Raw genomic sequence first — 15049 nt, forward strand, 5'->3', positions numbered from 1 at the left:
CTTCCCTATCTACGGTGCCCGTCCCGCCCGGGCGGTCGGCTCCGGCGGGGCTGTCGCGCAAGGCTCGCTTGCACGCCCCAACTGTTTTTCAGGAATGTCTGGTTGTGTCTAGGTTTACGTGACCGGTGACCCGCATGCGCCTTAGCGCAGACGTTGTTCCGTGTTGGCGTCAAACAGCATCGCCCGCTCGGGTGGGATTTTCACGCCAACCTGCGCCCCCTCGCGAGACCGGTCGTCGCCGCGTTCCTCGACGATGATCTTGGCACCGGTGTCGGACAGCAGGTGAACGTAGGACACGCCGCCAAGGGCCTCGGTCATTTCGACGGTGAAGCCTTTGCCTTGGGGGTCAATTTCGATGTGTTCCGGCCGGATGCCGAGGGTGATGTCCCGGCCGTCTTCGGGTGGGGTCACGGGCAGGGCATAGCTGCCGTCCAACCCGTCCAGCACGACCTTGCCGCCGCTGGTGGTGCCATCCAGAAAGTTCATCGCGGGAGAACCGATGAAGCCGGCGACAAAGCGGTTGTCAGGATCGCGGTACAGGTCAAGCGGTGCGCCGACCTGTTCGATCCGGCCCTTGCGCAGCACCACGATCTTATCGGCGAGGGTCATCGCCTCTACCTGATCGTGGGTGACATAGACCATCGTCGCCCCGATTTCCTTATGCAGGCGGGCGATCTCGACGCGCATTTCGACACGCAGCTCGGCGTCGAGGTTGGATAGCGGTTCGTCGAACAGAAAGACTTCGGGGCCGCGTACGATGGCGCGCCCGATAGATACGCGTTGCCGCTGGCCCCCTGACAGGGCGGCGGGCTTGCGGTCAAGATACTCTTCCAGCTTCAGGATCCGCGTCGCCTCGGCCACCTTCTGGGCGATCTCGGCTTTGGGGTGGCCGTTCATTTTCAGGCCGAACCCCATGTTGTCGCGCACGGTCATATGCGGATACAGCGCGTAGGTCTGGAACACCATCGCGACCCCGCGCTCTGCCGGGTCCATGCGGGTCACATCCCGGTCGCCGATGCTCATGCTGCCTTCGGTGGTTTCTTCCAGCCCGGCAATCATGCGCAGCAAGGTCGACTTGCCGCAGCCTGACGGGCCGACAAAAACGCAAAACTCGCCATTTTCGATTTCAAGGTCGATCCCGTGTATCACCTGAACACCGCCATAGCGTTTCACGACATCTTTCATGACGACACCGGCCATATACGACTTCCTTTTATGAGGGGACAGAGGGGGACTGCCAGGACTGCGCCTCGGCCCCGATGCGGGTGGCACACTCAAGCAGGGCAGGGCGGAACGCATTCAGACCGTCCAGCGTATGACGGTGTGTTGCGGTTGCAATGGATACGGCACCCACGACGCGGCCCGCGTCGGTCAGAATGGGGGCGGCGATGCTGATGATGCCGGCCTCGTGTTCCTCGCGGTCAAAGGCGACGCCCTCGGCGCGGATCTGTTCCAGCTCGCGCACAAGGGTTTCGGTGCTGGTATGGGTCGCATCGGTATATTTCAAAAACGCCTGCTGCTGTAGCGCCTGCGCCTGTGCCTCGGGTTCAAGATGCGCGAGAATCGCCTTGCCGACTCCTGTGCAATAGGCAGGGGCGACCTGACCGGTGCGCGCCAGCGTGGCAAAGCGGCTGCTGGCCTGACGCTTGTCGACGAACACGACCTGACCGTTGTCGATTTGCGCAAGGTGGATCGCCTCGCGCAGGCGTTCGCCGAGGGCGCTGATATAGGGGGCGGCAATCGGTGCAAGCGAGGCTTGCGACCATGCGGAATGGGCAAGGCTGACCAGACGGATGCCCGGCGCATAGGTCTGCTGATCCTTGTCATAGCTTAGCATACGTTGACTGGTGAGCGTCTGAAGTAGCCGGTACAGCGTCGGTTTTGGAAACTCCGATGTCTCCAGCAATTCGCGCATGCGGACAGGGCGGCCCATTGCTGTCACCTGATCCAGCACGCTCAGCGCCTTTGCAACAGTACCGTCGCTGTTCACCACATTCATATCGTTCTCCGTCCCTCAGGGCGCTGCATCCTGTGGGGTCTTTTGACTGACCTTTCCCCTATGCGGCGCACCAAACTGTTGACAAGGCTAGCGAGCTTGATCTTATATATCAATATACAAAACTAAGTTTCAAATAATGAGACAGTTTTGGATTGCGGAAGCATCAGGGAGGATACCATGCATTCCATTCTCAAGAGGTCACTCGCGGCTGTTGTCGCTGCGGGCTTTTCAACATCGTTTGCTGTCGCGGACGAAAGCCAGCTTTCAGGGGAACTCAAGATCACCTCTGACATGTCGAACCCCGCGCCGCGCGCGGTGATGGAGAGCTTGGCAGCCGGTTTCGGAGAGCTGCATCCGGACGTCGATATCGAACTGACGATCGTCGACCGCGAGGCGTGGAAAACGCAGATCCGGAACGCCTTGGGGGCGAACCCGCCCGATGTGGTCAACTGGTATGCCGCGAACCGCATGGGCCCTTATGTCTCTGCCGGGTTGTTCGAAGACATCTCCGATATGTACGCCAACGGTGATCTGCCCGGGCTTGAGTCCGTCAAAGGTGCGCTGACCATCGACGGCAAGCAATATGGTGTGCCCTATACCTACTATCAGTGGGGCATGTACTACCGCGAAGATATCTTCAAGGAACTGGGACTGACCGAGCCTGAAACCTTTGAACAAGAGCTTGCGAACTGCGAAAAGATCGTTGCCTCGGGCCGTGCGTGCTATGCCATCGGGACCAAGTTCCTGTGGACCGCTGGCGGCTGGTTCGACTATCTGAACATGCGCACCAACGGCTTCGACTTCCACATGGAACTCGCCCGTGGCGAGGTGCCCTGGACCGATCCGCGCGTCCGCGAAACCTTTGCCAACTGGCGCAAGATCATCGACATGGGTGGCTATGTCGCCGATCACCAATCCTATTCCTGGCAGGAAGCGTTGAACTTCATGATCGAAGGCGAGGCGGTGGCCTATCTGATGGGGAACTTCGCCGTTGCCGCGATGCGCGAAGGCGGCCTGGACGACAGCCAGATCGACTTCTACCAGTTCCCGAAGATCGCGGATGTGCCACAGGGCGAGGATGCCCCGACCGACACGTTCCACATCCCGTCAGGTGCCAAGAACAAGGAAAACGCCCGCGCGTTCCTTCAGTATGTGACATCGGCTGATGTGCAGACCAAGATCAACGCAGGCGACGCCTTGGGGCAGCTGCCCATCAACTCTGAATCCTCGGTCGATAAGGACGAGTTCCTCGAGCAGGGGTTCGAGATGCTGAACACCAGCGCCAAGGGCGGTGTGGCCCAGTTCTTTGACCGCGACTTCAGCGCCGAGATGGCCAGCGTCGGCATGGAGGGGTTGCAGGAATTCATGGTGGTTCCCGACAACCTTGACGACATTCTCGAGCGTCTCGAAGAAACGCGTCAGCGCATCTACGAATAACGCTAAAGCGTCGCGTCCTCCCGCATTGGGGGGGCGCAACCCACCGCCTCAATCCATTCGCAAGCCCGCCGACGGCCGGTTTTCGCATGTGTTGATTTACCGGAGACCACGGCATGGCAGCAACAACACCGCCCCCCGCGCGCAGTTGGTACAAACGCAACGAGATCGCGCTGACGCCGTGGCTTTTCCTGCTGCCGGCGATGCTGTTCTTTGCGGTCTATGTGATCATTCCCATCGGCCAAAGCGTCGCGATCAGTTTTTATCAGTGGGACGGACTGGGGGAAAAGACCTTTGTCGGCACCGCGAACTATGAAAGGTTGCTGGGGATCGGCGACCAGAAGATGGACCGCAAGTTCGAGATTTCGTTCTGGAACAACCTCAAATGGCTGGTGCTGTATTTGCTGGCGGTGCCCGCGGGGCTGTTCATCGCCTTGTTCCTGAACCAGACCGTGCGCGGCATCCGTATCTACAAGTCTTTGTTCTTCTTTCCTTTTGTCATTTCCCAGGTGGTCGTCGGGCTGGTGTTCTCGTGGTTCTACCTGCCACGCGAAGGGCTGCTGAACGCGATGCTGGCGATTTTCGGGGCAGGGCCGGTGAATATCCTGGGCGATCCGTCTACGGCAACCTACGGGATCATCGCGGCGGGGCTGTGGCCGCAGACGGCCTATTGCATGATCCTTTATCTAACGGGTCTGAATGCGGTGGACCCCGAACAGATCGAGGCCGCGCGACTGGACGGGGCCAAGGGGCGCAAGATGCTGTGGTACATCATCCTGCCCCAGCTCAAGCCCGCGACGTTCATCGCCTTTGTCGTCACCATCATCGGCGCGCTGCGGTCGTTTGACCTGATCAGCGTCATGACCAACGGCGGCCCCTTCGGATCGACCCGCGTGCTGTCGTTCTACATGTTCGAAGAAGCGCTGTCCGAGTTCGGCTTCCGCATGGGCTATGGCTCTGCCATCGCAGTGATCCTGTTCCTCATCATGCTCGGGTTCATCGCCTATTTCCTCTATGCCATGTGGCGCGAAGAGCGGGAGGCTCGCTGATGTTCCCTACACCGATCGCCAAACAATCGCGCAGCCGCCAGCTGACCTATCAGACGTTGCTGCCCGTCGCGCTGATCCTGTGGCTCTTGCCGCTGATCGCGGTGGCGCTGTTCTCTATCAAACCGGGGTCGGATTTCGCCGCCGGGAACTACTGGGGATGGCCGTCCAGCTTCGAGGGGCTGACGAACTACGGCAAGGTCTTCTTTGAAAGCAATATGCCGCGCTATCTGATGAACTCGGTCTTTATCACGCTGCCCACCGTGCTGGGGGCGATTGCGCTGTCCAGCATGGCGGGGTTCGCCTTGGGGATCTACAAGTTCAAGGGCAACCTGCTGATCTTCTTCATGTTCATCGCGGGGAACTTTGTCCCGTTCCAGATCCTGATGGTGCCCGTGCGCGACCTGACCATATCGCTGGGGATGTATGACAGCATTCAGGGGCTTGTCCTGTTTCACGTGGCGTTCCAGACGGGCTTTTGCACGCTCTTCATGCGCAACTTCATCCGCGCATTGCCCTTCCCCTTGATCGAGGCCGCCCGCGTCGAGGGCGTGGCCGAATGGCGCATCTTCTTCTTTGTCGTGCTGCCACTGATGAAGCCCGCGCTGGCCGCACTGGCGGTTTTGGTCTTTACCTTCATCTGGAACGATTATTTCTGGGCCGTCGTGCTGACCCAAGGGCCAAGCGCGCAACCTGTCACCGCGGGCATCACCGAATTCAACTCGCAGTTCCGCGCAGCCTATCACCTGATGAGCGCGGGATCGATTGTCGCCGCCTTTCCGCCGGTCGCGATGTTCTTTCTGATGCAAAAACACTTCATCGCCGGTCTCACGCTTGGCGCAGTAAAGTAGAGAGTTATGACACAGACCTACCGCCTTGATGACGGGCACCAGACGCTTGTTCTGGCCTCTGCGCACGACCGCTTGCCGCAGGTGGTCTATTGGGGCAGCCCGCTGCCCGACGGCGAAAATCTGGAAGAGATCTGCGCCGCCCATGCCATCGACGTGACCGGCGGCATGCTGGACGAGACCCCTGATCTGTCGCTGTGCCCCGAAGCCGGGCGTAGCTTTCCGGGGCAGGCGGGGATCGCGGTTGCGCGCGCCGACGGCACGCCGCTGCGCCCCGTGTTTCACCTGCGCAACGTGGTGCAGGATGCAGGGCTGCGGTTCACCTGCGCGGCACCGGACGAGGGGCTGACGCTGACCTTTGACTTTGCGGTTGATGCGGGAACCGGCGTGATCACCTGCCACACGACACTGGAGGCCGCGCAGCCCGTGCGCCTGCACTGGCTTGCCGCGCCGGTCATGCCCGCGCCGCAGCCGAGTACAGAGATGATCGACGTCTCGGGCCGGTGGTGCGGTGAATTCCAGTTGAACCGCACCCCGTGGCGGGCAGGCATCCACGCGCGCGACAACCGCACGGGTCGCACGGGCCACGAACACTTCCCCGGACTGCTGATCCCGACCACGGGGACCACAAACACCCAAGGGACGTGCTACGGGTGCCACTATGGCTGGTCGGGCGGTCATACGATGATCGCCGAAGAGCTTCCGGACGGGCGGCGGCAGGTGCAATGGGGCCATGCGGCTGGCACCCAGGACGCCCCCGCGACGCGGTTCCAGACGGCACCGCTTTACCTGACCTACTCAGACACCGGCCTGAACGGCTGTGCCGTCAGCTTTCAGCGTCATCTGCGCGACCGCATCGTGACATGGCCCAAGCCCGAGACCCCGCGCCCCGTCCATTACAACTGTTGGGAAGCGGTGTATTTCGACCACGACTGGTCTGTCCTGACCGATATCGCCGACCGTGCTGCCGCTTTGGGGGCAGAGCGTTTCGTGCTGGATGACGGCTGGTTCGGACAGCGCGACGACGACACCAGCAGTCTGGGCGACTGGATCATTGATCCGCGCAAATACCCCAAGGGGCTGACCCCGCTGATCGACCATGTTCAGGGCTTGGGGATGCATTTCGGCCTCTGGTTCGAGCCCGAGATGATCTCGCGCGATAGTGACCTCTACCGCGCCCACCCCGATTGGATTCTGGGCCCGCAGGACCAGATAGAGGGGCGTCAGCAGTTGGTGCTGAACATGGCGCTGCCGCAGGTCCAAGAACTGCTCTACGACCGTATCGCCACGGTGCTGCGCGACAATGCCATCGACTATATCAAATGGGACCATAATCGCGTGTTGCCCGCACCCGACGCGGCGCAGACACGGGGCGTCTATGCGCTGCTGGACCGGTTACGCGCCGATTTCCCGCTGGTCGAGATTGAAAGCTGCGCGTCAGGCGGAGGACGGATCGATTTCGGGATCATGGCGCGGACCCAGCGGGTCTGGCTGTCGGATAGCAACGACGCGCTGGAACGGCTGCGCATTCAGCATGACGCTGCCTTGTTCCTGCCCGCTGCCGTGACCGGCAGCCATGTCGGGCCCCGCCACTGCCACACCTCTGGCCGCACGCTGGACATCCGCTTTCGCGCCTGGGTCGCCGCGCAGCGCCACATGGGCTTCGAGATGGACCCGCGCGAGCTCGACGCCCGCGAAACCGATGTGCTGAAACAGGTCACGCAGTGGTGGAAGGACAATCGCGGATGGATGCGCACCGCGGATATCCTGCGGCTCGACAGCGCTGACCCAGCGGTGATCGCAGAGCAGCAACAGGCCACCGATGGGATGCGTTTCGTGGTGTTCGCAGGCAAGGCCGCGACCTCGGCCCAGATCTCATCGCGCCCGCTGCGGCTGACCGCACTTGACCCGCAGGCGCGCTACCGGATCACGCTGGCAAACCGCGACGATGCGGTCGCGCTGTCACGGGGCGATGCCGCGCTCAAGACCCGCGATCTGGTGCTGTCGGGCCAGTACCTCATGAACCATGGCGTGACCCTGCCATGGTCGTTCCCTGAACGCATGTGGGTCATTGAAGGAACACGGCTATGACAAAAGAGAAACGCAACCGCGCTTGGTACGGCAAGAATGATCGGGACGGGTTCATTCACCGCAGCTGGATGAAAAATCAGGGCTTTCCCGACCACGCGTTTGATGGCCGCCCCATTATCGGTATCTGCAATACATGGTCCGAGCTGACCCCGTGCAATTCCGGTCTGCGCGATCTGGCCGAAGGGGTGAAGCGCGGCGTGTGGGAGGCAGGGGGCTTTCCGGTCGAATTTCCGGTGATGAGCCTTGGCGAGACCCAGATGAAGCCGACCGCCATGCTGTTTCGCAACCTGCTGGCGATGGACGTCGAAGAAAGCATCCGCGCCTATGGTATCGATGGGGTGGTTCTGCTGGGCGGCTGTGACAAGACCACGCCGGGTCAGCTGATGGGCGCGGCAAGCGTCGATCTGCCGACGATCGTTGTCAGCTCCGGCCCGATGCTGAACGGCAAGTGGAAGGGCAAGGACATCGGCTCTGGCACGGATGTGTGGAAGTTCTCGGAAGATGTGCGCGCGGGCGAGATGACCTTGCAGGATTTCATGGCCGCTGAATCAGGCATGAGCCGGTCCAAGGGCGTGTGTATGACGATGGGCACGGCCTCTACGATGGCAAGCGTGGTAGAGGCGATGGGGATGTCGCTGCCCACCAACGCCGCGCTGCCTGCCGTTGATGCGCGCCGCATGGCGCTGGCGCATCTGACCGGCAAGCGCATCGTCGAGATGGTCGAGGAAGATATCAAGCTGTCGCAGGTCGTTACCCGTGCCTCTATCGAGAACGCCATTCTGGCCAATGCCGCTGTCGGCGGGTCGACCAATGCGGTGATCCATCTGCTGGCCATCGCGGGCCGCGTTGGCATCGACCTGACGCTCGATGATTTCGAGCTTGGGTCGGATATCCCGCTGCTGGTCAACTGCATGCCCTCGGGTAAATATCTGATGGAGGATTTCTGCTATGCGGGCGGGATGCCCGTGGTGCTGTCCCATCTGCGCGACAAGCTGCGGCCCGCGCAGACCGTCATGGGTGGGGATATCCTTGCCTATGCCGAAGGGGCTGAATGCTACAACGAGGATGTGATCCGCCCGCTGGATAATCCGCTGCGCCCTGCGGCCGGGTTGAAGGTGCTGCGCGGCAATATCGCGCCCAATGGGGCGATCGTGAAGCCCTCGGCGGCGACGGACGCGTTGCTGGAACACGAGGGCGAGGCATATGTCTTTGAGAATATCGAGGATATGAAAGCCAATATCGACCGCGAGGATCTGCCGGTGACCGCGGATACGGTTCTTGTGCTCAAGGGCTGCGGGCCAAAGGGGTACCCCGGTATGCCCGAAGTCGGCAATATGCCGATCCCCGCGCGTCTGGTCAAAGAAGGCGTGCGCGACATGGTCCGGGTGTCCGACGCGCGTATGTCCGGCACCGCCTATGGCACCGTGATCCTGCACGTCAGCCCTGAATCCAACGCAGGCGGCAATCTGGGGCTGGTACAGACCGGCGACCGTATCCGGCTGTCGGTGGCGCAGGGCACATTGGACGTGCTTGTCTCTGACGAGGTGCTGGCACAGCGCCGCGCTGCCTGGGTACCCGAACCGCCCCGATACGACCGCGGCTATGCCAAGCTCTATACCGAGACGGTGTTGCAGGCAGACAAAGGCGCGGACCTTGATTTTCTGGTGGGTAAAGACACCCGCCCCGTCACACGGGAGAGCCACTGATGACCCTGAACGCAACATTTCCCGATCTGCGCGACCGGTCGGTGTTCATCACCGGCGGCGGCGCGGGGATCGGTGCCTTTCTGACCGACGGCTTTCTGGCGCAGGGGGCCAAGGTCAGTTTTGTCCAGCGCAGCGACGCCACCGCGTTTTGCAACGAGATGGAAGAAAAACACGGCCAGCGCCCCTTTGCGCAGACCTGCGATATCTCGGATATTGCTGCACTTCGGTCCAGTCTGGCCGCGGCTGCCGATGAGCATGGCCCTGTCACGGTTCTGGTGAACAACGCCGCCAATGATGCCCGTCACACCGCCGAAGAGGTCACCGAAGACTTCTGGGACCAGTCGCAGGCGATCAACCTCAAGTCCTATTTCTTCGCTTGTCAGGCCGTGGTCGCAGGGATGCGCGCCGCGGGCGGCGGGGCCGTGGTGAACATGAGCTCGATCTCGTATATGATGGGAAATGCGGGCTATCCTGCCTATACGACCGCCAACGCCGGCATCAACGGGATGACCCGTTCGCTGGCGCGGGAATTCGGGCCGGACAAGATCCGCTTTAACGCGCTGGCACCGGGGTGGGTGTTGACGGAAAAGCAGATCGAACAATGGGTCACGCCCGAAGCGCTGGCGGCGCATATTGACCGGCAATGCCTTAAGGATACGTTGAAGCCGCACGACATCGTGGATGCGGTGCTGTTTTTATCCTCTGCCTCCAGCCGCATGATGACGGGGCAATTGATGGCCGTCGATGGCGGCGTCGTGGTCACCGGATAGGAAGGGATACCGTGCAACACTACGCTGAATGGATCGCTGTCGATTGGGGCACGTCAAACCTGCGGGTCTGGATGATGGGGGCCGATGGCAAGCCTTTTGCCTCTGACAGGTCTGACAAGGGGATGGCGGGGCTGACGCAGGACGGGTTCGAACCTGCCTTGCTTTCGTTGATAGACCCCTACCTAAATCCGGACCATGTGACCCCAGTGATCTGCGCGGGTATGGTGGGCGCCCGCGAAGGCTGGCGCGAGGCCGCCTATGTCGCCACGCCCTGCGCGCCTCCGGATGCGCGGGCGGCGGTTGCGGTACAAGCCCATGACCCGCGGATCGCAGTGCACATCCTGCCCGGCGTGAAACAGATGGCTGCCCCTGACGTGATGCGCGGCGAGGAAACCCAGATCGCAGGGGTGCTGCACAGTCAGCCGGCGTTTGACGGCATCCTCTGTCTGCCCGGCACCCACACCAAATGGGTCCACATCAGCGCGGGCGAGATCGTGAGCTTCCAGACGTGCATGACCGGCGAGATGTTCGCGCTGCTGGCCAGCCAGTCGGTCCTGCGCCATTCGGTGACCACGGCAGAGTGGGACGAGGACAGCTTTATCGACGGCGTCACGCAGGCGATGGACAGCCCGCAAAGCTTCGCCTCCAGACTGTTCGGCCTCCGTGCAGGGGGGCTGTTGCAGGGCACACCCGCAGGGTCGGCGCGGGCGCGGCTGTCAGGGCTGCTTGTGGGGCTGGAGCTGGCCGGCACGCGCCCCTATTGGCTGGGCCGCCATGTCGCCATTCTGGGCGCAGACAGCGTCGCGGCGCATTACCGAAACGCTTTGGCCGCACAGGGGGTGCAGGCCGAAACACTGGATAACGCGGGTCTGACGCTGGCGGGCCTGACCTCTGCCTATCGTTCATTGAAAGGGGCCCTTGTATGAGCCGCAATATCATCGCCATTCTGCGTGGCATCCAGCCGCATGAGGCCGCCGACATCTGCGCCGCCTTGATCGACGCAGGCATCACCCGCATCGAGGTGCCGCTGAATTCGCCAGAACCGCTGAAATCCATCGAAACGATGGCCCAAACCTATGGGGCCGACGCGTTGATCGGTGCGGGCACGGTGCTGGACGTTGAAAACGTCGCGGCTGTGGGGGCTGTGGGGGGGCGGATGATTGTCTCTCCGAATGCGGACCCTTCTGTTATCACGGCAAGCAAGGCGGCGGGCATGATGTCCTATCCCGGTGTGATGACGCCCACGGAATGTTTTGCCGCGCTTAAGGCCGGGGCCGATGGGCTCAAGCTGTTTCCGTCGTTCCTGCTGGGGGTCGAAGGGCTCAAGGCGATCAGGGCGGTGCTTCCGGCGCAGACCGAAACCTATGCGGTTGGCGGCGTCGGCCCGTCGAATTTCGCGGAATGGCTTGCGGCAGGGGTGACGGGCTTTGGCCTTGGGTCCAGTCTGTATAAACCGGGGCAAAGCGCGGCTGATGTGGCGCAAAGCGCGCGCGCGGCGGTAAGGGCCTATGACAAGGCGGCCCTCTCTTGAACGCCACACTCTTTGATGCGCGGGCGTGCGCGTTGGGCGAGGGGCCGCTGTGGCACCCCGAACGCGGCCAGCTGTTCTGGTTCGACATCCTCGGCAAAACCCTGATGTCGCGGCAGGGCGACAAAACGCTGTCGTGGCAGTTTGACGAATGCGTCTCTGCCGCCGGGTGGATCGATAGGGATACCCTGCTTGTCGCGTCCGAAACCGCGTTGTGGCGGTTCGACCTAAACGGAGAGGAGCGTTCCCTCGTCGTGCCACTCGAGGCGGATCAGCCGCTGACCCGATCCAACGACGGGCGCGCCGACCCGTGGGGCGGGTTCTGGATCGGGACAATGGGCTTCAACGCAGAGCGGGGGGCGGGGGCGATCTACCGCTACTACAAGGGCGCGCTGCGACTGCTTTTCGCGGAGATTACCATTTCGAACGCGATCTGCTTTTCGCCCGATCGACGATTTGCCTATTACACCGACACGCCCACGCGCCAGATCATGCGCGTGCCCCTTGATGCGACAGAGGGCTGGCCCTCGGCCCCGCCAGAGGTGTTCGTCGATCTCAAGAAAGACAAGCGTAACCCCGACGGCGCGGTTGTCGACAGCGACGGCTGCCTGTGGAACGCGCAATGGGGGGCCGCGCAGGTCGCCCGCTACAGCCCCGATGGCACCTTGTTGCAGACCGTTGATATTCCCGCAGCGCAGGCCACCTGTCCGGCCTTTGGCGGTGCGGATCTGCGGACGCTCTTTGTCACCTCAGCCGCGCAGGGCCGCGACGGGGCGGAGGATGGCCAGACCTTCCAGCTTGCCTCGGACGTGCGAGGCCAGCGGGAACACCGGATAATTTTGTGAGGCGTGATGAAACGAACCCTAGGGACTTGCTATTACCCTGAACAATGGCCCGAAGAGATGTGGGAAGCCGACGCCCGCCGCATGGTCGAAGCGGGCCTGACATGGGTGCGCATCGGCGAGTTTTCATGGAGCAAGCTAGAACCGCAACCCGGCCAGTATGACTGGGCGTGGCTGGACCGCGCGATCGAGGTTTTGGGGGCTGCCGGTTTGCGGGTTGTGCTGGGCACCCCCACCGCCACCCCGCCCCGCTGGATGCTGAAACGCCACCCCGACATGCTTGCCGTGGATATTGAAGGGCGTCCGCGCAAATTCGGGTCGCGCAGGCACTACTGTTTCAGCCACGAAGGCTATCAGCAGGAATGCGTCACGATTGCCACGTTGATGGCCAAACGCTATGGCGCGAACCCCCATGTGGCGGCGTGGCAGATCGACAATGAATACGGCTGCCACGACACGGTGATCTCTTATGGTGATGCGGCAGCCCATGCTTTTCGGGGCTGGCTGGCACAACGCTATGGTACCCCAGCCGCGCTGAATGCCGCGTGGGGGAATACGTTCTGGTCGATGGACTACGACAGTTTCGACGACATCGACCCGCCCAATCTGACCGTGACCGAAGCCAACCCTGCGCATCGTCTGGCGTTCCGGCGGTTCAGCTCGGATCAGGTGGTGGCATTCAACCGGCTTCAGCTTGACGTGATCCGCGCGCACAGCGCCGCCCCCGTGAGCCATAATTACATGGGCCGGATCACTGACTTTGACCATTTTGCGGTGGGGGAAAATCTTGATATCGCCACATGGGATAGCTACCCGCTGGGTTTCCTCGAGGATCGGGTCGGCGCGGATGCGGCGCAACAGCACCGCTATGCGCGGCAGGGCGACCCCGACTTTCAGGCGTTCCACCACGATCTTTACCGCGCCGTGGGCAAGGGGCGCTGGTGGGTGATGGAACAGCAGCCGGGGCCGGTCAACTGGGCCCCGCACAACCCCGTGCCACTGGCCGGTATGGTGCGTCTGTGGACATGGGAGGCCTTCGCCCACGGGGCCGAAGCGGTGTGCTATTTCCGCTGGCGACAGGCCCCTTTCGCCCAAGAGCAACTGCACGCTGGCTTGCTGCGCCCCGACAGTGCCGACGCCTTCGCGATGGCGGAGGTCCGGCAGGTCGGCGCAGAGATGGCCAAGGCTCCGGATGTGCAGCCCGCGCAGGCACCGGTCGCGCTGCTGTTCGACTATGACGCGGATTTCGCATGGGCGACCCAGCCCCATGGTGCGGATCTAAGCTATTTCGGGTTGGTCTTTCACACCTACAAGGCGCTGCGGCGTCAGGGGCTGTCGGTCGATATCCTGCCCGCCACCTGCCGCGATTTTGACGGCTACGGGCTGGTGATGGCACCGGGGATGATGCACATGCCGGACGCTCTGAAGCAGGCGCTGGCGCGCAGCGCGGCGACGGTCGTCTATGGCCCCCGCAGCGGCGCGCGCACGTCCGAGATGGCAATCCCCGTGCCGCTGCCCCCCGCAATCGACGGGTTGGACGTGACGGTCACGCAGGTCGAAAGCCTGCGGCATGACATCTTCGTGCCGCTGGAGGGCGGTGGGAAAGTGATCCGCTACCGTGATGTGCTGGACGGCACGGCAGAGGTGATCTTGCAGACCACTGACGCAGAGCCGGTTGCCATGCGCGACGGGCAGCAGATCTATCTGGGGGGCTGGCTGGATGAGGACACGCTCGACCAATTCATCAGCGGTCTGTGCGGCGAGGCAGGGATTGACCTGCTGCCGATGCCCGAAGGGGTACGTACCCGCACGACGGGGGGCGAACGGTTCTGGTTCAATTATTCAGATACAAAAGTGGCCTGCCACGGTGTCGAACTGCCTGCCGCAGGTGTTCTGCGTGTGCCGGTCTGACCACGGGGGGCGCACCCCAAGATACCGGATACCGCCCTATCATTGGCGGTATCCGGCGCGTCATTTTACCACGATGTAATGACTGTCCCGTGGTAGCTTTCGTCGATGAAAGCTTTGATTTCGTCCGAGTGATACGCCTCTAGCAGGGTCTTGACCCAAGGCGCGTCTTCCTTGCCCTCTTGCACAACAATCACGTTCACATAGGGGTTGTCGGCGCTTTCCATCGCGATGGAATCTTCCTTGGGGCTAAGACCCGAGGCGATGGCGTAGTTGGTGTTGATCAGCGCCGCATCCAGATCGGCCAGCGAACGGGGCAGCTGCGCTGCGTCGAGTTCTTTGAACGACAGGTCTTTGGGGTTCTCGGTGATGTCCAGAACGGTGGGCACCAGACCCGCAGCGGGGTCGACCTTGATCATGCCAAGCTGTTGCAGCACCAGCAACGCGCGCCCGCCATTGGTGGGGTCGTTCGGGATGCCAAAGGTCGCGCCTTCTTCAAGCGCGGCAATATCGGTGATTTTGTCCGAATAGATGCCCATCGGCGTGGTGATCGTGTTGCCCACAACAGCCAGCGCAAAGCCGCGGTCTTTCATCTGTGCTTCAAGGTAAGGCACGTGCTGGAAGGAGTTCGCCTCGATGTCGCCATCGGCCAGCGCCTGGTTCGGCACCACATAGTCAGAGAATTCGACAACGTCGATCTCAAGGCCCATGGGTTCGGCCACACGGGCGACCTCTTCCATGATCTCGGCGTGCTCGCCGGGGGAAACACCGACTTTGATCTGCTCGGCCATCAGCGATGTCGCCATAAGCGCGAGGGTAGAGGTCAGGGTCGCAATGCGTAGCATGTATATGCTCCTTTAACTGGGAAACGAAATTG

General features: G+C 62.1%; 13 protein-coding genes. 10 read left to right on the forward strand and 3 right to left on the reverse strand.

The features are described 5' to 3' along the window. Window positions 1-141: 141 nt before the first annotated feature. A complete protein-coding gene (locus AB1495_RS10100; RefSeq protein ID WP_005852113.1) occupies window positions 142-1200 on the reverse strand; it encodes an ABC transporter ATP-binding protein in 1059 nt (352 codons plus the stop codon). Window positions 1201-1213: 13 nt separating this feature from the next. Further along, complete coding sequence (locus AB1495_RS10105; protein WP_074635393.1) at window positions 1214-1999, reverse strand: IclR family transcriptional regulator; 786 nt, start codon at window positions 1997-1999, stop codon at window positions 1214-1216. 177 nt (window positions 2000-2176) lie between these two features. On the opposite strand from AB1495_RS10105, the gene AB1495_RS10110 reads away from it, so the two are divergent. The 10 genes from AB1495_RS10110 to AB1495_RS10155 all read left to right on the forward strand — a co-directional run bounded on the left by AB1495_RS10110 (window position 2177) and on the right by AB1495_RS10155 (window position 14175). Beyond that, window positions 2177-3436: an ABC transporter substrate-binding protein gene (locus tag AB1495_RS10110; protein ID WP_181358628.1), complete on the forward strand. Its 1260-nt coding sequence runs from the start codon at window positions 2177-2179 to the stop codon at window positions 3434-3436. Between the two features lie 113 nt (window positions 3437-3549). Beyond that, window positions 3550-4482 carry a carbohydrate ABC transporter permease gene (locus tag AB1495_RS10115; protein ID WP_005852117.1) on the forward strand — a complete coding sequence of 311 codons (933 nt, stop codon included), beginning with the start codon at window positions 3550-3552 and terminating at the stop codon, window positions 4480-4482. After that, window positions 4482-5330, forward strand: a complete 849-nt coding sequence (locus AB1495_RS10120) for a carbohydrate ABC transporter permease (RefSeq protein ID WP_005852118.1) — start codon at window positions 4482-4484, stop codon at window positions 5328-5330. The genes AB1495_RS10115 and AB1495_RS10120 overlap by 1 nt, the downstream gene beginning before the upstream one ends. Before the next feature lie 6 nt (window positions 5331-5336). Next, window positions 5337-7418: an alpha-galactosidase gene (locus AB1495_RS10125; RefSeq protein WP_074635395.1), complete on the forward strand. Its 2082-nt coding sequence runs from the start codon at window positions 5337-5339 to the stop codon at window positions 7416-7418. After that, entirely contained in the window at window positions 7415-9124 is a 1710-nt protein-coding gene (locus tag AB1495_RS10130; RefSeq protein ID WP_074635396.1) for an IlvD/Edd family dehydratase, read from the forward strand. The genes AB1495_RS10125 and AB1495_RS10130 overlap by 4 nt, the downstream gene beginning before the upstream one ends. Beyond that, window positions 9124-9894, forward strand: a complete 771-nt coding sequence (locus AB1495_RS10135) for an SDR family NAD(P)-dependent oxidoreductase (RefSeq protein WP_074635398.1) — start codon at window positions 9124-9126, stop codon at window positions 9892-9894. The genes AB1495_RS10130 and AB1495_RS10135 overlap by 1 nt, the downstream gene beginning before the upstream one ends. A gap of 11 nt (window positions 9895-9905) precedes the next feature. After that, entirely contained in the window at window positions 9906-10820 is a 915-nt protein-coding gene (locus AB1495_RS10140) for a 2-dehydro-3-deoxygalactonokinase (protein ID WP_074635400.1), read from the forward strand. Then, the gene (locus AB1495_RS10145) at window positions 10817-11425 is read left to right on the forward strand and encodes a 2-dehydro-3-deoxy-6-phosphogalactonate aldolase (RefSeq protein ID WP_074635401.1); all 609 of its coding nucleotides are present in this window, start codon (window positions 10817-10819) and stop codon (window positions 11423-11425) included. Before AB1495_RS10140 ends, AB1495_RS10145 begins: the two co-directional genes overlap by 4 nt. Continuing rightward, window positions 11422-12267, forward strand: a complete 846-nt coding sequence (locus tag AB1495_RS10150; protein WP_074635403.1) for an SMP-30/gluconolactonase/LRE family protein — start codon at window positions 11422-11424, stop codon at window positions 12265-12267. Before AB1495_RS10145 ends, AB1495_RS10150 begins: the two co-directional genes overlap by 4 nt. A 6-nt stretch (window positions 12268-12273) precedes the next feature. Continuing rightward, window positions 12274-14175 (forward strand): beta-galactosidase, encoded by a 1902-nt coding sequence (locus AB1495_RS10155; RefSeq protein WP_074635404.1) that lies wholly within the window; start codon window positions 12274-12276, stop codon window positions 14173-14175. A gap of 65 nt (window positions 14176-14240) precedes the next feature. Here the strand turns inward: AB1495_RS10155 and AB1495_RS10160 are convergent, their stop codons facing one another. After that, window positions 14241-15017 (reverse strand): MetQ/NlpA family ABC transporter substrate-binding protein, encoded by a 777-nt coding sequence (locus AB1495_RS10160; RefSeq protein ID WP_064217347.1) that lies wholly within the window; start codon window positions 15015-15017, stop codon window positions 14241-14243. Window positions 15018-15049: the final 32 nt, after the last annotated feature.

The organism is Sulfitobacter pontiacus (assembly GCF_040790665.1).
Lineage (GTDB): Bacteria > Pseudomonadota > Alphaproteobacteria > Rhodobacterales > Rhodobacteraceae > Sulfitobacter > Sulfitobacter pontiacus.

Coding starts and splice junctions, on each gene's coding strand:
- AB1495_RS10145 (WP_074635401.1), top strand. CDS start 10,817: ATGAGCCGCAATATCATCGCCATTCTGCGTGGCATCCAGCCGCATGAG.
- AB1495_RS10135 (WP_074635398.1), top strand. CDS start 9,124: ATGACCCTGAACGCAACATTTCCCGATCTGCGCGACCGGTCGGTGTTC.
- AB1495_RS10115 (WP_005852117.1), top strand. CDS start 3,550: ATGGCAGCAACAACACCGCCCCCCGCGCGCAGTTGGTACAAACGCAAC.
- AB1495_RS10110 (WP_181358628.1), top strand. CDS start 2,177: ATGCATTCCATTCTCAAGAGGTCACTCGCGGCTGTTGTCGCTGCGGGC.
- AB1495_RS10105 (WP_074635393.1), bottom strand. CDS start 1,999: ATGAATGTGGTGAACAGCGACGGTACTGTTGCAAAGGCGCTGAGCGTG.
- AB1495_RS10125 (WP_074635395.1), top strand. CDS start 5,337: ATGACACAGACCTACCGCCTTGATGACGGGCACCAGACGCTTGTTCTG.
- AB1495_RS10120 (WP_005852118.1), top strand. CDS start 4,482: ATGTTCCCTACACCGATCGCCAAACAATCGCGCAGCCGCCAGCTGACC.
- AB1495_RS10100 (WP_005852113.1), bottom strand. CDS start 1,200: ATGGCCGGTGTCGTCATGAAAGATGTCGTGAAACGCTATGGCGGTGTT.
- AB1495_RS10130 (WP_074635396.1), top strand. CDS start 7,415: ATGACAAAAGAGAAACGCAACCGCGCTTGGTACGGCAAGAATGATCGG.
- AB1495_RS10155 (WP_074635404.1), top strand. CDS start 12,274: ATGAAACGAACCCTAGGGACTTGCTATTACCCTGAACAATGGCCCGAA.
- AB1495_RS10160 (WP_064217347.1), bottom strand. CDS start 15,017: ATGCTACGCATTGCGACCCTGACCTCTACCCTCGCGCTTATGGCGACA.